This window comes from Streptomyces sp. NPDC059874, from assembly GCF_042731135.1.
GTDB lineage: Bacteria > Actinomycetota > Actinomycetes > Streptomycetales > Streptomycetaceae > Streptomyces.
This window is the reverse complement of the sequence record NZ_JBHWJY010000035.1, coordinates 1-15,346: the sequence shown is the minus strand read 5'-3', so window position 1 is coordinate 15,346 and position 15,346 is coordinate 1. Positions and strand designations below refer to the sequence as shown.

Sequence of the window (15,346 nt, the reverse complement as noted above, 5' to 3'; positions counted from 1 at the left end):
TCACATTCGGGCGTACGCCCGCAGCGGTGGGTCTTTCAGTCTCGGGGCAGCAGGGGACCGAGTGGGCCGAGGTCGAGGTTGAGGTCTTCCAGTGAGTAGCCGTGCTGGGCACACAGCTCGGCAAGGCTGTCGTGCAGGGCCAGGAGGGTCGCTCCGAGTTCCTCCTCCTGTTCGTCGGTGAGGTCGCCGGCGTCCACACGGCGCAGGGCTTGGCGTTCGATGAGCTGGCGCAGGAGCTCGACGAGGGTGAGCACGAGTTTGAGGAGGTCTTCACCGACGGTTTCGGGGTCGGTGTGCAGGCGAGAAGCGGGCCGAGCCGGCCTGTCCTGAGCGTCGGGGGGTGCCTCGATGAGGCGGAAGGCCTGGGACAGGCTGTCACCGATGTCCTGAAGGGCGCCGGGGCCGCGGGGCGGGGGTTGTTCAGAGTCCACTGCGGCCGCCGTCCCGCGCCCGGGCGGGGGCTGTCTCGGAGCTTACGGAGACGATGAGGGCGCGCAGTGAGATGCGGACCAGGTCGATGTCGGCGATGGACAGGACGATGTCACCGGTGAGGACGACGCCGCCGCTGAGGAGCCGGTCGAGGAGATCGACGAGGGCGACCTGGCGGCCCGGCAGGGATTCACCGGGCTCGGTGAGGGTCATGGTGGCGGCTCGGGGGCGTCATCCGGGCCTGCGGGGGAGGCCGGTGGTGGCATGGCGAAGGAGTAGGGGGCCCAGGGGCCGGTGACCTCGATGCGCAGGTCGGGAAAGCTGCGGGCGGCCTCGGCGATGGCGCTTTGGAACTGGTCGGCTTGATCGTCGGGGATGAGGTATGCGTCGTTGAGGATGTTCTCCTGCGGGCCGGTGAGGGCGCCCCGCTGGGGTGCATGGCGTACGCGATGGGTGGTGTGGCGGGCGGCGATGGCTTCGATGGCGTCGGCGGCCTGTCGGGCTTGCCGGTGGACGGCTTCGCGGGCATGGTGCTGGGCCCTACGGGCCTGGAGGTAGGCCTTGCCCGGGGTGGTGGAAGCTTGCTGCGTGCTTGGGGCGTCGGCGTCTGTGGCTGGGTTGGGGCCGGTCGTGGTGGGGCTGAGGTAGATCTTGACGCCGTACTCGGTGTGGGCGTGCAGCTGGTCGAGGCGCTGGGCGAAGCTGTCGTGCTGGTCGGCGAGGGCTTGGCAGGCCCGCTGGTCGTCCTGGTAGACGGTGGCCATGCGCAGAGGCAGCACGGGCGCGTGGGCGGCTACGGCCTGGACGACGTCGTGGTGGGTGCGGGCGACGTACTCGAGCCAGTGCAGGTCTTCGAAGTGGTCTTTGAGGGAGGTCTCGTTGAAGTCGCGTGCGGGGACGTCGCCGGCGACGAAGGCGAGGGGGATGGGCCCGGTGCTGGGGGTGGCGGTGGTGGGGGGCAGGAGCCGGGCGGGTTCCTGACCGATGCCGCGCAGGCCGGCGAGGGCCTCGTGCAGGCGGTCTGTGGGCTGGGTGACGGCGTACACGTAGGTGAGCATGCCGGGGGCGTTCACGGTGCGCTCCGCCGTCGCCGGCCGGCCGGTCGGTCGTCCGCTTCTTCGCCCGGGGCGGCTTCGTCCGGGGGCTCTGCCTGTCCGAGCTGACCGCGGAGAGATTCGAGTTCGGCGCGCAGGCGGCGGTTCTCCTGCTCCAAGGGGCTGCCTGTGTGCCGGGTGGACAGGGAGGGGTCGTGCTCCCACCAGTCGATGCCCATCTCCTTGGCCTTGTCCACGGAGGCCACCAGGATGCGGAGTTTGATGGTCAACAGCTCGATGTCGAGGAGGTTGATGCGGATGTCGCCGGCGATGACGATGCCCTTGTCCAGGACCCGCTCGAGGATGTCGGCAAGGCTGGAAGAGGACGACTGCCCGTACGGCATCGGGGCGCGGGAGGCGAAGGCTCCGGGTCGGCCGGGCAGGTATTCGGTCACGATGCTCCCTCTTCGCGCTCAGGGCAGCTGTTGCCGGAATGCTGAGATCTCGGTCAGCCGGTCGATCAGCTCGTCCTCCTGGCGGTCGAAGGTCTCCTCGTCGATCTCGCCGCGCAGCAGTTGCTGCTCCAGTTCTGCGAGGCGGCGCCAGACCGGGGCGGGGTCGTAGTACTCCTCCTCGGCCTTGTCGACGACGCGCTGGGCGACCCAGGTGACGGCGCGGACCGGCGCAATGGGAAGCGTCAGCAGACGGGTCAGCAGTCCCATGGTCTTCCTCCCCTCCGGGGCGGGTGGCCGGTGTGGTTACGAGACGAAGCTGTAGGGGGGCAGCGGGCCGGAGAACCGCAGGTCGATGCCGCTGCCGATCTCGCGGGACAGGTTGGCCTGTGCGGTGTGCAGGCTGTCCTTGTGCTCGTCGGGCACGAGGAGCGAGAGGTTGAGGAAGTCGGCTCCCGACGATGGGTGATTGACGTGCTCGCGGGCAAAGGGCACGAGCGCCTCGACCAGACCGGCCGCCAGCGTCTCCTGCCGTGCCTGCACCTCGCGGGCGACCATTTCGCCCAGGGCGAGCGGCAGGCCCGGATCGAGGTCTCCGCTCAGAATCCGGTCGTTGAGGTCCCTGGCCTCGGGCACGTCCGCAAGGATCTGCTGCAGAAGCGGGGTCTCGTCGGCCTGCGAGGCCCGCACGTGGTATTCGGCGCAGCCCTCCAGGCGCTCGAGCGCGCCAAGGTAGTCGGCGGCGTTGGACTCGAGGGCTTGGCGGACCGCGAGGTCATCCGGGGCTGTGTAGCCGAACTGCAGGGGCAGGATCGCTCCGTCGGCCATCAGCCGCTCCTGAACCTCCTGGTGGGTGGCCAGGTCCCGGCGCTTGGGCCGGATCTCCTCGGTGACATCGCTGACCACCGCGCATAGCGTTCCGGCGGTGACCGTGCGCAGCGGGGGGGCCGGCTCGGAGCCGACGCCGCTCATGCCGTCGAGGCGCAGGGGGTGGTCCTTCGCGGTGATCGAGTACACGTAGAGCGGCATCGGTTACTCCTTCTCCCGCCGTACGGGGCGCCGGGCGGCAGGGCGACGTCGCCTCGGGACCTCTTCCTCCACCTCTTCCTCTTCTTCTTCCGGCTGCCTCGACTTGGAGGATTTGCCGGTCAGGGATTCGGTGACGGCTTCGACGGCTCCGCTCAGCGCTCCCTTGGTCTTTCCGTGGGCTCCGCCTTCGAGCATGTTGCCCATGACATCGGGAAGCTGGGCGGGGGCCTTGCGGCCCGCTTCGAGGTCGAGGCGGTTGCACGCCTCGGCGAATCGGAGGTAGGTGTCGACGCTGGCCACCACGATCCTGGCGTCGATCTTGATGAGTTCGATGCCCACCAGGGACACGCGGACGAAGACATCGATGACCAGACCGCGGTCGAGAATGAGCTCCAGGACGTCGTAGAGGCTGCTCGTGCCGCCTCCCTGCCCTCGGGCGATGGGGCTGCCGCTCTGCGGCACCATGGTCATGGCGCCTCCTTCCCCGGCTGGCCTGGTCTCAGGACGGCCGGTCGATCATGCCGCGGGTGTAGCGGCGGGTGCGTTCGTAGGAGATGAGCCCTCCCTCCTCGTCCAGCGCGACCCGGTAGCTGGCCATCACGCTGGTCGTGTCCGGGATGCGTTCCAGCTCCACCACCTCCACCTGCGCCTCCCAGCCGTCCTCGGTCGGTTTGAGCGCAGAGACGGAATCTGGCCGCCGTCCCAGGAGTTCGGCGAGCTGTCCGGCCGCAGCCCGCATCGCCGCCCCGGCGTCGGGCGCCCCGGAACGCCGCCGAGGCGCAGCCCGCCTGGCCGGTTGTCCGTCCTGCCGTCCGCCTTCACCGGCGGCCCGCGAAGAGGCCCGCCGGGGGCGCGCAGGTTCCGCTGCGGCCATATATCACTCCCTTGGGGAGACGGCCTCACAGAAACTAGAATGTCACCAAATACGCACATAAGTCTTGTATCGGGGCAGAAGCCTTCAAGACAGCCGCCCGGCAGGACTCCACGTCGGCGGCAGCGCATACGAGCGATCCGCTGACAGCGGACGCCATCGAACAGCCCGCACGCGCCCTGGCAGGGGATGATCATGGAGGACACGACCAAGATCGCGCTCGCAGCCGCTGTGGCTGGGGGCTACGTACTGGGCCGAGCGAAGAAGGGCCGATTGGCGTTCACCGTGGCGACCTATCTCGCCGGCCGCCGCTTCGGACTCGAACCCGGACAGCTGCTCAAGGAAGGCGTCTCCCGACTCAAGGAGATGCCGCAGTTCGCCGACATCGGCGAGCAGCTGCGCGGGGAGGCCCTCGACGCCGGTCGGCAGGCCCTGACCGCCGCGGCCGACCGCAAGCTCGCCGACTTCGCCGGCTCCCTCCGCGAGCGCACCCTCGAACTCACCCGCACCGGCCCGAGCCGCGGCCGGGACAAGGACGAGGAGGCCTACGAGGAAGCCGAGGACTACGCCGAAGAGGACCAGGACGAGGACGAGGAGGGTTACGCCGAACCCGAGGGCCAGGCCGAGGAAGAGGACGAGGGAGAGCCGGAAGAGGAAGCCGAAGAGGACGAGGAGCCCGAAGAAGAGGAGGAAGAAGAGGAACCCGAGGAGGAGGAAGAACTGGAGGAGGAGGAAGAACCGGAGGAAGAGCCTCCCGCACCGCCACGCCGGACCCGCACGACGGTCCGTACGCGGACCGGCAGGAGCGCCGCCTCCACCCGTACGGCAAGGCAGCGTTCGACCACAGCCGAGCGGGCCGCACCCGCCAGGAAGACGACGCCCGCCAAGAGGGCAGCGCCCGCCAGGAAGGCAACGCCCACCAGGAAGGCGACGCCCACGAGGAAGGCGACACCCGCCAAGAGGGCAGCGCCCGCCAAGAAGGCGACGCCCGCCAAGAGGGCAGCGCCGGAGAAGAAGCCGGCCCCCGCACGGACGGCGTCGGCGAAGAAAACCGCGCCCGCCAAGAAGACAGCGGCAAGGAAGACCGCCGGCAGCAAGCCCGCGACCGCCCGGAAGAGCGCCGCCTCCAGGGCCGCGCCGTCCAAGCCTCCCGCGAAGAAGACCAGCACCGCGCCGCGCAAGAGGGCCACAGGCCAGAGCCCGACACGCGGGGCCACAGCCAAGAAGACCGCCGCCAAGAAGACCACCGGCCGCAGCCCGGCGCGCAAGACGGCCGCCAAGAAGACCGCGGCCCGTAAGCCGTCCACGCGGAGGTAGGTCATGGCAACCTCAGATCGCTCCAGTTCTCGAGAGTCCGCCTCCGGGATGGACCAGCTGATGAAGGAACTGTCCGGATACCTTGCCGCCCAGGCCGACAACCTCGCCGACAAGGCCACCGACAAACTCTCCGACCTCACCGACCAGCTCTACGACGTCGCCGACAACGGCGGCAGCCTCTCCGACGTCGCCGGCATCGGCGGACGCCTCCTGCAGGGCGACTCCCCCCTGAAAGCCATGGCCGGCCAGAAACTCGGAAACCTCAAGGACAAGGTGACCGACACCCTCTCCCAGGCATTCGGCGGCAAAGGCCGCGGCCGCCAGAGCAGCGGCGGCAAGGTCGTCAACATCGTCGAAGCCATCGACGTGGGCCTGCCCCTGCGCACGGTCTACGACCACTGGACGCAGTACGAGGACTTCAGCGGATTCGCCAAAGGCGTCCGCGACGTCTCCCGCGATGACGACACCACCAGCGACTGGAAAGTCAAGGTAGGGCCGTCCACCCGCAGCTGGAAGGCCACCATCCAGGAACAGATACCCGACGACCGCATCGTGTGGACCTCCCAGGGCGCCAAGGGCACCACCCGCGGCTGCGTCAGCTTCCACGAGCTCGCCCCGTCACTGACCCGCATCGTCATCGTCGTCGAATACCACCCTTCCGGACTGTTCGAGAAGACCGGCAACCTGTGGCGCGCCCAGGGACGCCGCTTGCGCTTGGACCTCAAGAACTTCCTGCGCCACACCACACTCACTACCGAGGAACCGGAAGGCTGGCGCGGCGAGATCCGCGACGGCGAAGTCGTCCAGACCCACGAAGAAGCCCTCGAGGAAGAACAGGACGAGGGCGAGGAGGAGGAATACGAGGACGAGGACGAGGACGAGGGCGAGGGCGAGGGCGAGGGCGAGGGCGAGGACGACCTTCAGGGTGAGGAAGAGGAGGGCGAAGGGGAGGACGCCGAGTACGCGGATGAAGCCGAGGAAGAGCCGGCCGAAGAAGAAGAGGAAGAGGAAGAGGACGAGGGCGAGTACGAAGAGGAGTACGAGCCGTCTCCCCCTCGCCGACGCCGGCGCGCGCCCTGAGGTGGATGGTCGCGCTCGCCGCCACAGGCAAGACGCGTACGTGAGGGCCGGCAGAGTGTCTCCTGCCGGCCCTCAACCCCGGGGCACCTCACAAATTGCCTTCACCTCGGCCTTTCAGTGCTTGAGCGCATCCTTTGCCTTCTGACCGGCCTGCTTGGCGTCGCCAAGCGCCTGCTCAGCCCGCCCCTTGGCCTCCAGGCTCTCGTTCCCCACAGCCTTGCCCGTGGTCTCCTTCACCTTGCCCTTCGACGTCTTCGCAACGTTCTTGATCTTCTTACCTGCGCCCATTCGTCTCACCTCCATGCCGCTCGGCGCGTGGCAATACGGACCTGCCCAGCCCCTACCCCTTCACGAAAACCATACGCATTACATGGCAAAACGACCCTAAAGGGACGGATAGGTCTCTCGGCTCCGTGGTCGACCGTTGTGTGATTCCGCGCCCATGGCCGACGGTGCGTGCCCCGGGGCGTCGTTTCCGGGGCTCCGTACTGGGGACTCAGGCCAAGGTGTGTGCCCGAGCGATACGGGTCGTGGGCCAGCCTCCACACGCGTTTCCGAAAGTGGGCCGCGGACGGGACCTTCGAGCGGATGCTCCAGGCCGCGCAAGCGCAAGCGGACGCCGCAGGCGACATCGACTGGCTGGTGTCGGTCGACTCCAGCATCGTCCGTGCCCACCAGCACTCGGCCGGCGCCCGAAAGGGGGCCTCCGAAGCCCGGCACTCGGCCGGTCCCGCGGCGGGCTGACCAGCAAGATCCACCTGGCCTGCGACGGAGCGGGCCGGCCTCTGGCGTTCGTCCTGACCGGCGGAAACACAAACGACTGCACCCAGTTCACCGTCGTGATGGGCGCGATACGGGTGCCCCGTCTCGGTCCGGGTCGGCCACGCATGAGGCCCGACCACGCCATCGGCGACACGAGCTACAGCTCGAAGGCGATCCGCACCTGGCTTCGACGCCGCGGCATCGCCCACACCATTCCCGAGCGGTCCGACCAGGTTCGCAACCGGGCCCGGCGAGGCCACCAAGGTGGCCGCCCGCCAGCCGGCCTTGGGCTTCGCGGCGGGGGCATGGCGGCCTTGGTCACCGGCGCCTTGCCGTTCACGCCGTCCGGGCCGGACGGGGCTGCTCCAGGCCCGGCCCGTGGCGGCGCTCGTATAGGGCCGGTTTCGTACTCTGGTCGCGGTGGCCGTCCAGCGGCTCCCACCCGGCCTGGCCTGGACTGGCGTGACAGTTGCCTTCAGAGGTAGCTCTGGAAGCGGCTGGGGCTGTCGAAGCTGCCATATTTCTTGTACACGTTGCCCATCGAAGCGCTACCACCCGTACCGCCGGTGCCCCAGTGGTGCCGAGTCGGCGGTCCCGCCTCGGCACGGCATTTCCTCGGCGCCCAAAATCCGCCTTGCGATCGCGGGCGTGGAATGGCTCATGCCTGCACCCAGGTCCGCAGCAAGTTCTCCCGGACGCGCGGCTTCGGGGTGTTCTCCAGCCCGTGTTCGCGGCCCCACTCCTCGACGGTCCGCGGATCTGCGGTGCCCGCCACGAAGCGGGCAAGCAGGTCCTGCGAGAGGGTCGCTTCGTCGGCGCCGTAGCCTCCTGCCGCCGCCGAGTGGACCGTCACCTCCTCCGTCCCGTACTCCGTCTCCAGCCGCAGCCTCATCGCGGGCGGTCCCTCACCGTGGAAGGCACCCACCGCGGCCGAGACGATGGACACGAGAAACTTCGGCGCGCGGCCCGCCGAGCCCTCGACGGGCACGTCCTGGACGACCGCGGACCTCAGTGCTTCCCACGTCCACATCCGGGAACCGCCGTCGGGGTCGAAGGCTTCCAGCCCGTCGGCGCCGAGCCGGACACAGCCACCGATGGCATCCGGCGGCGAACCCACGTACACCGCGTCCGGAGTGATCCAGAACAGCCCGACCATCGCCACAAGCAACCCCGCTCTCGTACGTCACCGACACGGGCCCCGGCGGGCCGCCCGTCACCCGTACCGCCCGACGGGAACGGAACACCGCAGACACGCCGACAGACGGTTCGGGAACCGGTGCTCTTGCATACGGACGGGCACTGGTGACGGCATGGGCCGCGCACGCTCCACCCGGCGGAGATGGACCGGATCCGGGAAGGGATCGCCGCAGCCGTCCTCGGCGCCCGCGAGGGGCCGGCCGACTCGCTCGAACACGACGCCCACGCATGCGCCTGCTCGACGCCTCGCGCGTCGGCGCCAGGAGGCACGTCGGCTGCTGATCCGGAACATCCGGAACAGCACCGGGCCGCCAGCCCACGCCCAGCTCGTCGAGCGCGGTGAGCTGCCCGGCATTCAGCCGGTCGCGGCCCTGGCGTTGGTGGGGTGGGCCGGCCACACCCCGACGCGGTGGATGTCCCGGTCGGGCATCTTCTGCACAATCGCCCGCCCGGGAATGCGCCCCTCCCGAGCCACGTACTGCGCGAGGACCCTCAAGGCCCTTCCCAGGGGCCCGGGGCCGCCTGCGCGACCGTGCGGCCTTCTGCACACCGAGCTTGCCGAGCCGGCGCCACTGCGCCCGGGCGGCCGGCCCCAGGTCATGGCCGGCCGCGGGACCCCGTCCACCGGCACCTCCCCGGGACCGCAGGTCCGGCCGGGGCCCGAGTGCCGGAGCCGAAGGGGCGCCGTGCCCTTGCCTGGGGCCCGGCGGGCGGGCGCTGTCGAGGGTCCGGCGCCACGTCAAGCCCCGAGAGCCAGTGACGTGACCCGGCTAGCTCCGCCGGGGCTCAATTCAGGTACGAGGTCACGCCGAGCAGCGGTCGGCGGATGGTCCCGGTCCCGGCGGTGCACCCTTCGGCCCCCCGGGACCCACCCGCTCGATCCGCGGGTAGCGAAGGTCATCCCTCCGCTTCTCGCCCTACCGAGGAGGAGCCATGCACAGCCTTCATCACCACCCGGTCGTCCTGACAGCCGCGTACACGGTCCAGCCCCCGTCCCCCCAGCCAGGCGCAGGCACGACGGGAGATCATGCCGGCGGCCTCTCCCGCCATGGTGTCCACCGCGACAGCCGAGACGCGGACCGCCCCGGTGACAGGACGCGAGGGCGACTGTGGCGCCGGATGAAGGACCTGCTGCGCAGGTTCATCCGCCTGCTGGAGGCCATCGACATCGAGTGACGGGAGCGCTCCCGTCCCCGAAGCACGGTGCCGGACCCGTGGAACCCCCCGCCTGGGCCGGCGCATCCCGCAACACGAGCACGAGCCCTGGCTCGGGGGCACTCCCACACGGCCTGCTCCATGGGCGACCAAGACGTCGTCCACGAGCGCCGTACCCGGCACTCCGGACCGGGCGCGGGCAGGCCGGCCAAGCTCTACCGCCGCTCGGCGAAGCAGATCACCGTCAACCTGCCGGACCGCCGCCACGAGCTGGCCGGACGGCTTCTCGCCCAAGCCGTGGAGGAATCCAAAGCGACCGGCGAGCCAGTGCGGGCCGTGCTGCACCGCAAGGCCGGCACCCAGCTGGGCGAGCAGAACAGACGGACGCCTTCGACCTGCTGCAGCGGTACGGCTTCGAGCCGCACCGCGAGGGCGAGGCCATCGTTCTGACCAATTGCCCCTTCCACGCGCTGGCCCGGGAGCACACCCAGACCGTGTGCGGCATGAACCTCCACCTGCTGCGCGGCGTCCTGAGCGGACTGGACGAGGCATGGCTCGAGGCATGCGTGGCACCCAGCCCCGGACGATGCTGCGTCCGACTGCAGCCGGCATCCTGATCAGACCGTCAGCCTGGGAACCTCATGGCGAGGGCACCGGACCACACCCGCAGGACGCTCCACAACGGGGGCTGCTGCGCCATCGCCGACGGGGCCGACCCCCTTTGCCCTGCCCGGTGCCCAGGTGACCGGCTCCGCCCCCTGCCGCCTGCACCGAGGCCCGGACGGGAAGGCGGAGGGAGCGCCGAGCGTGGCTCAGCTGCGGCGGGTGTTCGATGTCGACCACCCAGCTGGTGTGCTGCCCGCTAGTGCTGTGACCGGAAAGGTTCACCGGGTCACAGCACTAGGAGGCGCCATTGGCACGCCTGGACCGCAGCGCGATGGCCCTCCCCTCCCCAGCGCCAAATGGGCGTACTTCTGCCTGGCCATGTGGCCCGACCGGAGCGAGCGCGACCGGCACATCGGCTGGGCGCACACCTTCATGGATACCGTGCGCCCATGGTCGGCCGGCACGGCCCCGCCCAACTTCATCGCCGCCGACGAGCCCGCCCCGCCTGCGGAGTTCCTTCGGCGCCGAGAAGTTCGCCCGGCCCGTGGCGCTGAAGGACAGCTACGACCCCGACAAAGTCTTCGCGCTCAACCAGAACCGCGGGATCTTCAGCTCCGGCAACACGGTGTGTCAGGCTGCGACGGGGGCGACGTTGGCGTTCCGGTGGAAGACGTTCTCGGGGTCGTACTTGGACTTGATCCGGGCCAGCCGCTGGTACTTCTCCGCCCCGTAGGACGCCCGGACGCGGTCCTCCTCGATCTCGGTCATGAAGTTGACGTAGCCACCGGGGCCGACTGCGTGCGGCAGCAGCTCGGTCCACAGCGCCCTGACCCAGGCGGTGTCGGCCACCAGCTCCTCCGGGTCGAAGCTGAGGGCGGTGAGGGCCATCTGGTAGCCGGGTTCGCGCGGGCTTCCGTAGGCTGTGGCGTCCTCGTCGACCTCGGTGAAGGCGCCGTCCAGCCGGAAGGTCGGGCAGAAGGTCAGCGGCGAGGTCTTGCGCCGCAGGTACTCGTTCAGCAGCGCGATCACGTCGTCGCTCAACTCCGGGATGAGGATCCCCTTCTCGTAGTCGAGGATCCCGTACGGCGAGGAGTCGTCGAGCATGCTCTGCAGGTGGGTGTAGGGCAGCGAAGTCCGCATCTCGAAGAGCCTCGGCGGCCCACCGTCCAGCAGGGCGGCCGCGGCGGCATGCTCCTCCACGCTGCCGAAGCCTCCGATGATCAGTGCGTGGCCGAGCTTGCCGCGGTCCTCGACCGGTACGAAGGGCTCTGGCGGGGCGTTCAGCCCGATGCCGACCAGCACACTGTGCCTCGGTGGTAGCGCCGGAACCACATCGCGGATCAGTTCCAACGCCTCGCGGCCCACCGACATGTCCCAGAAGAAGACACCGACGTGCACCTCCGGCCCGACCGCGTGCAGCCCGAAGTCAAAGGCCGTGACCACCCCGAAGTTCCCACCGCCGCCGCGCAGAGCCCAGAACAGGTCCGGGTTCTCCTCCGCCGACGCGTGCACCAGGGTGCCGTTGGCCAGCACCACTTCGGCGCCCAGCAGATTGTCGACGGTCAGTCCGTGCTGGCGGGTGAGCCAGCCCATGCCACCGCCCAGCGTCAGGCCGCCGACGCCCGTGTGGCTGATGGTGCCTGCCGGCACGGCGAGCCCGTGTGCCTGGGTGGCGGCGTCGAGCTGGGCGAGGGTGGCTCCGCCGCCGCAGCGGGCGGTGCGGGCCTCGGGGTCGACCGTGACGGCGTGCATGGCGGTCAGGTCGACGACCAGCCCGTCGGGGCAGACGGCGGCACCCGCCGGGTTGTGCCCCCCACCGCGCACCGAGACCTCGAGGTGCTCGTCACGGGCGAAGGACAGGGCGGCGGCGACATCCGCGGGTTCGGCGCAGCGGACCAGCAGGGCGGGGCGGTGGTCGATGGCTCCGTTGGCCACGGAGCGGGCGGTGTCGTACTCAGGATGCTCCGGCCCGAGGACGTCTCCCCTGATCCGCTCCCTGAGCGAGCCGACGGCATGATCGGTGAGCCGGGTCATAACGGCCTCCGCGGAGCAGACGAGGCTTACTCCTACCACGCTAGCTGCCCTGCCCCAGGGTGACGAGCCGGGCGACCACCGGGACCCAGTTGACGATGGCCGAGGCCGGCAGCATCATCGCCCGCCCCGAGCCCGCGTGCGCCACTGGCTGACCTCGGCCGGCTCCCGCGCGGCGGCCTGAGGTTCAGATCCTTACGCATTGGGAGTGGATGGAGTCGGCAAGTCACAGGTGTACGGCCATACCGGACGAGCCTCGCGTTCAGCACCGTCATCCGGGAACTCCGCGAGTCCAGCTCGCCGCAGTCAGCTCCGACGGGCAGATCGCCGGCCGTTGCCTACGGCGACGGAGCGACTGGCCCTCGAAGATTCATCGCCGCCACACGATCCAGTGGTCCTCAACGCCACCGCGCCGCCCTCGTCATCGCTGCCATTGCCGTGAAGGAAAGCCGGGACGCCTGGCAGGGCAAGGGCTGTTGCGCGCCTCCGGCGGCGCTGGCATAGGCGCCCAGCAGAAGGAGGCGGACGCCCGCGCCTGCCGCCCAGGCTGCGACTGCTGCAACTGACCCACTGCCGATCAGCGGATCAATCGAGTTCTGAACGGAGTGCACCAGGCTCCGGGCGTCCAGCGACGCCTGGCCGGCTTCCTCGGCGGGCTTCGGCGCTGCGGTGTGGATCTAGGCTGGCACATACCCGATGAGGGGGAGAGAGGGGCGTCAGCATGTCGGAAGACGGGCAGGAGGAGCTGGCCGGGACGCAGCGTGAACACTGGGAGCAGACCTACGGCGAGCATCCCGGCATGTACGGCGAGGAGCCGTCCGCGCCGGCGGTCCATGCCGCTGCGGTTTTCCGGGCTGCCGGCGCCCGCGAGGTGCTGGAGCTGGGCGCCGGGCACGGCCGTGACGCGCTGTACTTCGCCCGGGAGGGTTTCTCGGTGCTGGCCTCCGACTTCAGTCTGGTGGGGCTGGAGCAGCTGCGCGAGGCCGCCGCGGCACAAGGGGTCACCGAGCGGGTTACCACGGCGGTCCACGACGTACGCGAACCGCTTCCGCTCGCGGACGCCTCGGTGGACGCCGTCTTCGCGCACATGCTGCTGTGCATGGCTCTGTCCACCAAGGAGATCCACGCCCTGGTCGCAGAAGTCCGCCGCGTGCTGCGACCAGGCGGCGCCTTCGTCTACACCGTCCGCCACACCGGAGACGCGCACTACCGGGCCGGCACCGGCCACGGGGACGACATCTGGGAGCACGGCGGCTTCGCCGTCCACTTCTTCCCTCGCGACCTGGTCGACGCCCTGGCCGAGGAATGGAACCTTGACGAGGTCCATGCCTTCGAGGAGGGCGGCCTCCCGCGCAGGCTGTGGCGCGTCACCCAGACCGTGCCAGCGTGAACAAGATGCCAAGCGCCAGGTGCTGTCGCACCTTCTCAGGGACAAAGCCAGGTGCGGGTTCACCGGCAGCCCCGGCCGCCTGGATGATCGATTCCAAGGGGTCAGTGGTCATATGTGGCCACATGCGGTCCGTGAGCGCAGGACGGGTTGTCCTGTGTGCGTTGTGCCAGAAGGGGAGTCTCCTCCGGTTTTCTGAGTGGCGGCGAAGCCGGCCGGAAGGCGGCATCGGGCGAGCACTTCCCACGCGCCGTCGATCGCCCACGTCCGCAGCCTGCTGTAGGCACCCTTCCACGATCCGAATCGCTGGGGCAGATCCATCCATGGCGTCCCGGTGCGGTACTTGAACGCGATCGCGTCGATCACCTGCCGGTGATCCCGCCACCGCCCACCCCGCCTCGGCGTCCGATCCGGCAGCAACGGCTCGATCCGCGCCCACTGCGCGTCAGTCAACGACACACATCAACCAACGATCAGATGATCCGAGAGAAACGCCCTAGTAGTGCTTCGTTAGGTTCTTGGTCTGGTTCTGTTGCGGGGCAGGCGTCGGCCGCAGGTGGTGCAGGTGCCGGTCCAGCACCTCAGCAGGTCCTGAAGTGTGTCCAGGACCTGGTAGAGGGTCATGCCGGCGTGTGTGCTTTTGGGTCGAGCCGCCTGAGGGTGAGGAAGGCCTGGGCGGCGGTGACGAGGGTGACGTGGTGGTGCCAGCCCCGCCAGGTGCGGCCTTCAAAGTGGTCCAACCCGAGGCCGTGCTTCAGCTCGCGGTAGTCGTGTTCGATGCGCCAGCGCATCTTCGCCCATCTCACCAGGTCGGTGACCGGGGTGGTGGCGGGCAGGTCGGTCATCCAGTAGCCGGTCGGCTCGGTCGCGTCCTCGGGCTGTTCGACCAGCAGGGTCCGCAGCGGCTGAACACCGTCCCACCTGTTGCGCCCTCCGGCTTGTTCCTGGGCGGTCCGGCAGGCTTCCTTCCCCGACGGACGCACCCCGATCACGGCGAAACGCGAGGTCATGACGCCCTTGCTGCCCTGCCGCCAGACGACCTCTTCGAAAGCGGTGTCGGTGGTGACGAACGCGGTCAGGGGCCGGGCCGGCTCGCGATAGCGCGGCAGTGTGGGCGGCCCCAGACCACCGTAGGCGGGCTGATGCGGCTCGGCTGCCGCCGGGCGGGCGACCTCCTTCGGGTCCACCGCCATCACATTGGACCAGCCTCGCTGTTCCAGCGCGAGCCGGAACGACACACTGCGGCCGTAACCGGCGTCCGCCACGATCACCGGCACTTCCAGCCCCTGTTCGGCCAGCCGGTCCAGCAACCCCAGGGCCAGGAAGGTCTTGGAGGCGTGCCCGACCTCGTCAGGCACCCCGGCCCGCTGCCGTCTGCGGTGATCGCCCACCCATTCCTCGGGCAGGAACAGGTCCCATTCCAGCGGGCAGGACGCGATGTCCGTGGCCGCGTGGACGCTGACCGCGACCTGGCAGTTCGCCCGTTTCCCCAACGCTCCGCAGTACTGCCGGGCCACTCCCACCGAAGACGTTCCGCACTTGGGGAACGACACGTCGTCGACCACCCACACCTCAGGGCGGACCGCCTCGCACAACCGCTCGGCGATCCGCCGCCGCACAGGCAGCCAGTCCCACGACGACTGGTTCACGAACTGCTGCAACGCCTGCATGTTCCCGTCCGGCAGCCGATCGGCCATCGGCTGGATCGACTTCCGCCGACCGTCCAGCATCAGACCCCGCAGATAACACCCGCCCCACCGCCGCTGATCCCGCCGCGGCAACGAGGCGAACACGTCGGCAACGAACTCCGACAACTCACCCCGGAGCCGTTCCACCTCCCCCAACCTCATGCGGGAAAGCTGCCCACCACCAAACAAGATCACCCAACGTAACGAAGCACTACTAGTAGTGCTTGGTCAGGTTCGGTCGTCGGTGGAGTGTCGGGCTGATGGGCTGTGTCGTTGATCGGGTGTGCTGGCTAAGGAGTTGGCTGCGG

General features: G+C 69.6%; 17 protein-coding genes and 3 pseudogenes. 7 read left to right on the top strand and 13 right to left on the bottom strand.

Annotated elements, in window-relative coordinates; translation table 11 throughout:
* Nucleotides 1-35 precede the first annotated feature (35 nt).
* The 8 genes from ACFV9H_RS20895 to ACFV9H_RS20860 are packed head-to-tail and all read right to left on the bottom strand — an operon-like array spanning nt 36 to nt 3,818.
* The gene (locus ACFV9H_RS20895) at nt 36-431 is read right to left on the bottom strand and encodes a gas vesicle protein K (RefSeq protein WP_385400263.1); all 396 of its coding nucleotides are present in this window, start codon (nt 429-431) and stop codon (nt 36-38) included.
* A complete protein-coding gene (locus ACFV9H_RS20890) occupies nt 421-642 on the bottom strand; it encodes a gas vesicle protein (RefSeq protein ID WP_385400260.1) in 222 nt (73 codons plus the stop codon). Before ACFV9H_RS20890 ends, ACFV9H_RS20895 begins: the two co-directional genes overlap by 11 nt.
* Nucleotides 639-1,502 carry a GvpL/GvpF family gas vesicle protein gene (locus tag ACFV9H_RS20885; protein ID WP_385400258.1) on the bottom strand — a complete coding sequence of 288 codons (864 nt, stop codon included), beginning with the start codon at nt 1,500-1,502 and terminating at the stop codon, nt 639-641. The genes ACFV9H_RS20890 and ACFV9H_RS20885 overlap by 4 nt, the downstream gene beginning before the upstream one ends.
* A complete protein-coding gene (locus ACFV9H_RS20880; protein ID WP_385400255.1) occupies nt 1,499-1,918 on the bottom strand; it encodes a gas vesicle protein in 420 nt (139 codons plus the stop codon). Before ACFV9H_RS20880 ends, ACFV9H_RS20885 begins: the two co-directional genes overlap by 4 nt.
* 18 nt (nt 1,919-1,936) lie before the next feature.
* Nucleotides 1,937-2,185: a gas vesicle protein GvpG gene (locus tag ACFV9H_RS20875; RefSeq protein WP_385400253.1), complete on the bottom strand. Its 249-nt coding sequence runs from the start codon at nt 2,183-2,185 to the stop codon at nt 1,937-1,939.
* Nucleotides 2,186-2,221: 36 nt separating this feature from the next.
* Nucleotides 2,222-2,944, bottom strand: a complete 723-nt coding sequence (locus ACFV9H_RS20870; RefSeq protein WP_385400250.1) for a GvpL/GvpF family gas vesicle protein — start codon at nt 2,942-2,944, stop codon at nt 2,222-2,224.
* A 3-nt stretch (nt 2,945-2,947) separates the two neighbouring features.
* Nucleotides 2,948-3,415, bottom strand: coding sequence for a gas vesicle structural protein GvpA (locus tag ACFV9H_RS20865; RefSeq protein WP_385400247.1), 468 nt, complete (start codon nt 3,413-3,415; stop codon nt 2,948-2,950).
* A gap of 28 nt (nt 3,416-3,443) precedes the next feature.
* Nucleotides 3,444-3,818: a gas vesicle protein gene (locus ACFV9H_RS20860; protein ID WP_385400244.1), complete on the bottom strand. Its 375-nt coding sequence runs from the start codon at nt 3,816-3,818 to the stop codon at nt 3,444-3,446.
* A gap of 192 nt (nt 3,819-4,010) precedes the next feature.
* Here ACFV9H_RS20860 and ACFV9H_RS20855 point away from each other — a divergent pair, with 192 nt between their 5' ends.
* Together ACFV9H_RS20855 and ACFV9H_RS20850 are read left to right on the top strand one after the other, a co-directional pair.
* Nucleotides 4,011-5,132, top strand: coding sequence for a histone protein (locus ACFV9H_RS20855; protein WP_385400242.1), 1,122 nt, complete (start codon nt 4,011-4,013; stop codon nt 5,130-5,132).
* Between the two features lie 3 nt (nt 5,133-5,135).
* Nucleotides 5,136-6,212 (top strand): SRPBCC family protein, encoded by a 1,077-nt coding sequence (locus ACFV9H_RS20850; RefSeq protein WP_385400239.1) that lies wholly within the window; start codon nt 5,136-5,138, stop codon nt 6,210-6,212.
* Nucleotides 6,213-6,326: 114 nt separating this feature from the next.
* Here the strand turns inward: ACFV9H_RS20850 and ACFV9H_RS20845 are convergent, their stop codons facing one another.
* Nucleotides 6,327-6,500: a CsbD family protein gene (locus ACFV9H_RS20845; protein WP_385400237.1), complete on the bottom strand. Its 174-nt coding sequence runs from the start codon at nt 6,498-6,500 to the stop codon at nt 6,327-6,329.
* Nucleotides 6,501-6,674: 174 nt separating this feature from the next.
* Here ACFV9H_RS20845 and ACFV9H_RS20840 point away from each other — a divergent pair.
* A pseudogene (locus ACFV9H_RS20840) lies at nt 6,675-7,255 on the top strand (IS5 family transposase); the annotation flags it as partial.
* 377 nt (nt 7,256-7,632) lie between these two features.
* Here the strand turns inward: ACFV9H_RS20840 and ACFV9H_RS20835 are convergent.
* Entirely contained in the window at nt 7,633-8,130 is a 498-nt protein-coding gene (locus tag ACFV9H_RS20835) for a hypothetical protein (RefSeq protein ID WP_385400235.1), read from the bottom strand.
* A gap of 974 nt (nt 8,131-9,104) precedes the next feature.
* On the opposite strand from ACFV9H_RS20835, the gene ACFV9H_RS20830 reads away from it, so the two are divergent.
* Nucleotides 9,105-9,347, top strand: coding sequence for a hypothetical protein (locus ACFV9H_RS20830; protein ID WP_385400233.1), 243 nt, complete (start codon nt 9,105-9,107; stop codon nt 9,345-9,347).
* Between the two features lie 51 nt (nt 9,348-9,398).
* Nucleotides 9,399-9,943 (top strand): annotated as a pseudogene (locus ACFV9H_RS20825) (transcriptional regulator); the annotation flags it as partial.
* Nucleotides 9,944-10,562: 619 nt separating this feature from the next.
* Here the strand turns inward: ACFV9H_RS20825 and ACFV9H_RS20820 are convergent.
* A complete protein-coding gene (locus ACFV9H_RS20820) occupies nt 10,563-11,966 on the bottom strand; it encodes an FAD-binding oxidoreductase (protein ID WP_385400230.1) in 1,404 nt (467 codons plus the stop codon).
* 408 nt (nt 11,967-12,374) lie between these two features.
* On the opposite strand from ACFV9H_RS20820, the pseudogene ACFV9H_RS20815 reads away from it, so the two are divergent.
* Nucleotides 12,375-12,529 (top strand): annotated as a pseudogene (locus tag ACFV9H_RS20815) (cation transporter); the annotation flags it as partial.
* Nucleotides 12,530-12,684: 155 nt separating this feature from the next.
* Nucleotides 12,685-13,353 carry a class I SAM-dependent methyltransferase gene (locus tag ACFV9H_RS20810; protein ID WP_385400227.1) on the top strand — a complete coding sequence of 223 codons (669 nt, stop codon included), beginning with the start codon at nt 12,685-12,687 and terminating at the stop codon, nt 13,351-13,353.
* A 108-nt stretch (nt 13,354-13,461) separates the two neighbouring features.
* Here the strand turns inward: ACFV9H_RS20810 and ACFV9H_RS20805 are convergent, their stop codons facing one another.
* Together ACFV9H_RS20805 and ACFV9H_RS20800 are read right to left on the bottom strand one after the other, a co-directional pair.
* Nucleotides 13,462-13,809, bottom strand: coding sequence for a transposase (locus ACFV9H_RS20805; RefSeq protein WP_385400225.1), 348 nt, complete (start codon nt 13,807-13,809; stop codon nt 13,462-13,464).
* 161 nt (nt 13,810-13,970) lie between these two features.
* Nucleotides 13,971-15,200 (bottom strand): IS701 family transposase, encoded by a 1,230-nt coding sequence (locus ACFV9H_RS20800; RefSeq protein WP_385400222.1) that lies wholly within the window; start codon nt 15,198-15,200, stop codon nt 13,971-13,973.
* Nucleotides 15,201-15,346: the final 146 nt, after the last annotated feature.